The sequence below is a fragment of the Promicromonospora sp. NPDC059942 genome (genome assembly GCF_042731755.1).
Classification (GTDB): domain Bacteria; phylum Actinomycetota; class Actinomycetes; order Actinomycetales; family Cellulomonadaceae; genus Promicromonospora.
Map to the genome: position 1 here is coordinate 118,961 of NZ_JBHWLR010000014.1, position 2,307 is coordinate 121,267.

The 2,307-nt window shown below is 71.2% G+C and carries 2 protein-coding genes; both read right to left on the reverse strand.

The window, feature by feature from the left end:
• Positions 1-77: 77 nt before the first annotated feature.
• On the reverse strand, positions 78-1,355 hold the full coding sequence (aztD, locus tag ACFV9Q_RS21290) for a zinc metallochaperone AztD (protein WP_377236053.1): 1,278 nt from the start codon (positions 1,353-1,355) through the stop codon (positions 78-80).
• A 210-nt stretch (positions 1,356-1,565) separates the two neighbouring features.
• Complete coding sequence (locus tag ACFV9Q_RS21295) at positions 1,566-1,988, reverse strand: VOC family protein (protein WP_377236054.1); 423 nt, start codon at positions 1,986-1,988, stop codon at positions 1,566-1,568.
• Between the last annotated feature and the right edge of the window lie 319 nt (positions 1,989-2,307).

A 2,307-nucleotide genomic window follows, 5' to 3' on the forward strand; every position in this document is an offset into this window, starting at 1 on the left:
CCGTTGAGTGCTGGCTATTTGCGCTTCCCGAGGCTCGGGAGGCGCAAATAGCCAGCACTCAACTGGTTGTGGGGGGGTCAGTGGGTGTGGGGCTCGCCGCCCGTGACGCCGTTCAGCTCGTTCGGGGTGACGCCGAGGTCGGCGGACTTCCAGACCTCGCCCGTCTCGACGTCGACCGCGTGGATCGAGTCCGTGGCCGGGTCGGTCACGTAGACCGAGCCGTCCAGGGTCAGGATCGCCGGACGCGGCTCCTGCCACTCGGTCGGCTCCTCCCACTCGTCGATCACCGGGATGGACTGCGTGAGCTTGCCGGACTCCGGGTCGATCACGTGCACCTGGCCGTCCGTGCCGAGCACGAGGGCCTCGCCGTCGTCGCCCCGCGCGAGCGACCGGAAGGTGTACGACGACGGCAGGTCGACCAGCTGGAGGTCGCCGGTCCGCGTGTCGATCAGCGAGACCTGCGTCGGCCGCTCGAGCTCGGCGTCCTTGTCGGTCTTGTAGTCGCCCAGCACGACCGGCGACGCCTCGGTGCCGGCCTGGTTGCCGATGCGGCCGTACGCGTCCGGGGAGGTGACCTTCGTGATCTTGCCGTCCGCGTAGACCACGGCGCCGTCCTCGCAGCCGATGACGACGGCCTCGTCGGCGGCCACGGCCTCCCCGTGCACGCCGGGGCACTCGTCGGACGCCGCGATCTCCTTGTCGTCGCCGTCGAGCACCCGGATGCCGGTGCGCGCATCCTCGGTGCCCTCGGAGACCACGAGGCTGTCGTCGGTCAGCTCGACGGCCACGCCGTGGTGGGCCGACGGCGTGGTGTACTCGCGGGCCGCCGCGTCGGCGTCGGCCACGTGCGCCGAGTCGAGCACGCGAACCAGGCCGGTGCCGTCGTCGAACAGCGCGGTGCGACCCTCGTGGACCACGACGTGGCCGGGCTCGGACGCCTCGTAGGCGACGTCGGTCAGGGTCGGCTCGGCGGTCCAGTAGTGGGAGTGGTCGCCGTGCGCCTCGGCCCAGGAGCCCAGGTCGAGGGCCTGGAAGCCCCCGGTCGTGGAGACCATCAGGTGGCGCTCGTCCCCCGCCGCGTTGAGGCGGGTGAAGCCTTCCAGCTCGATCTCGCCCACGGGTTCGAGGCTCATGGCGTCCAGCACCAGGACGCCGCCGTCGTAGGTGACCGCCACGCGGGGTGTGCGCGCCTGGGCCTCGGTGGCGTCGGGCGACCCGTGCTCCTCGTGCTCGTCGGCGCCGGCCGACTCCGAGGACGAGCCGGACGCCGCGCCCTCCGCGGCGCACGCGCTGAGCAGGATGAGGGACAGTGCCGCGCCAAGGCCTGCGGCCGTGCGGGTGTGGTGATTTCTCATCGTCGGTCGGGCGGTCTGGGCCGCCCGCTCCTTCCATCTAGAATGACAATCATTCTCGTTACCGAGGAGGAGTCAACCAGAAGTGAGAACGATTCTCAAACAGCGCCCCGCGCCCGGACCTGCGACGACCCCGCCCGGGACAAAGAAACCGGGCCTCACGCACGCGGCGTGAGACCCGGCGACAGCCGGCGGGGCTTCGGGCCCGGGACCTCAGCCCGCCTCGGCCGCGAAGGCCTCCGCCATGGCGGCCTCGTCCATGAACATGACCTCCCAGTGGTGGCCGTCCAGGTCGGCGAACGCGCGGCCGTACATCCAGCCGATGTCCTTGGTCTCGTGGGTCTCGGTGCCGCCTGCGACCAGGGCGGCACCCGCGATCCGGTCGACCTCGTCGCGGGACTCGACGCCGAGGGCGTTGATGACCTCGATGCCGTCGGCGGCGATCGGCTGCTTGGTGAACGAGGCGAACTTCTCGTGGTTCATGATCTGGATGTACACGGCACCGCTCAGCACCAGGCTGGTCGACGTCTCGTCGGAGAAGTCCGGGTTGACGGAGGCGCCGACGGCCTCGTAGAAGGCCGTGCTGGCCCGGACGTCGGCGACGGGCAGGTTGACGAAGATGCTGGTGATGGCCATCGGAGGGCTCCCTCGGTGTCGTGCGGGTCTGGTGTGCAACACCCCTGTCGACGAGAGCCCGCCGGGAAACTCATCGCTCCGCCGGGACCGAGTTGTCGTGCTGCCCGACGAACCGCGCGACCCGAGCGCCGACCTGGCCCGGGACCTGGCCGCGCACCCCGTGCCCGCCCCCCGGGACGATCTCGACCTCGGCGCCGGGGAGGCCCGTGGCGAGCCGGCGCCGGGGGGGGGCGGGAGCGACGGAGGAAGGGAAGGAGTCGCGGAGAGGAGAAGGAGGAGGAGAGAGGGGGGGAGAGGCGATGTTGCTTCGTTGGGGTGA

What these genes read in the sequence shown, in the direction of transcription:
- aztD (WP_377236053.1), bottom strand. Translation starts at nt 1,355, where the DNA reads ATGAGAAATCACCACACCCGCACGGCCGCAGGCCTTGGCGCGGCACTG.
- ACFV9Q_RS21295 (WP_377236054.1), bottom strand. Translation starts at nt 1,988, where the DNA reads ATGGCCATCACCAGCATCTTCGTCAACCTGCCCGTCGCCGACGTCCGG.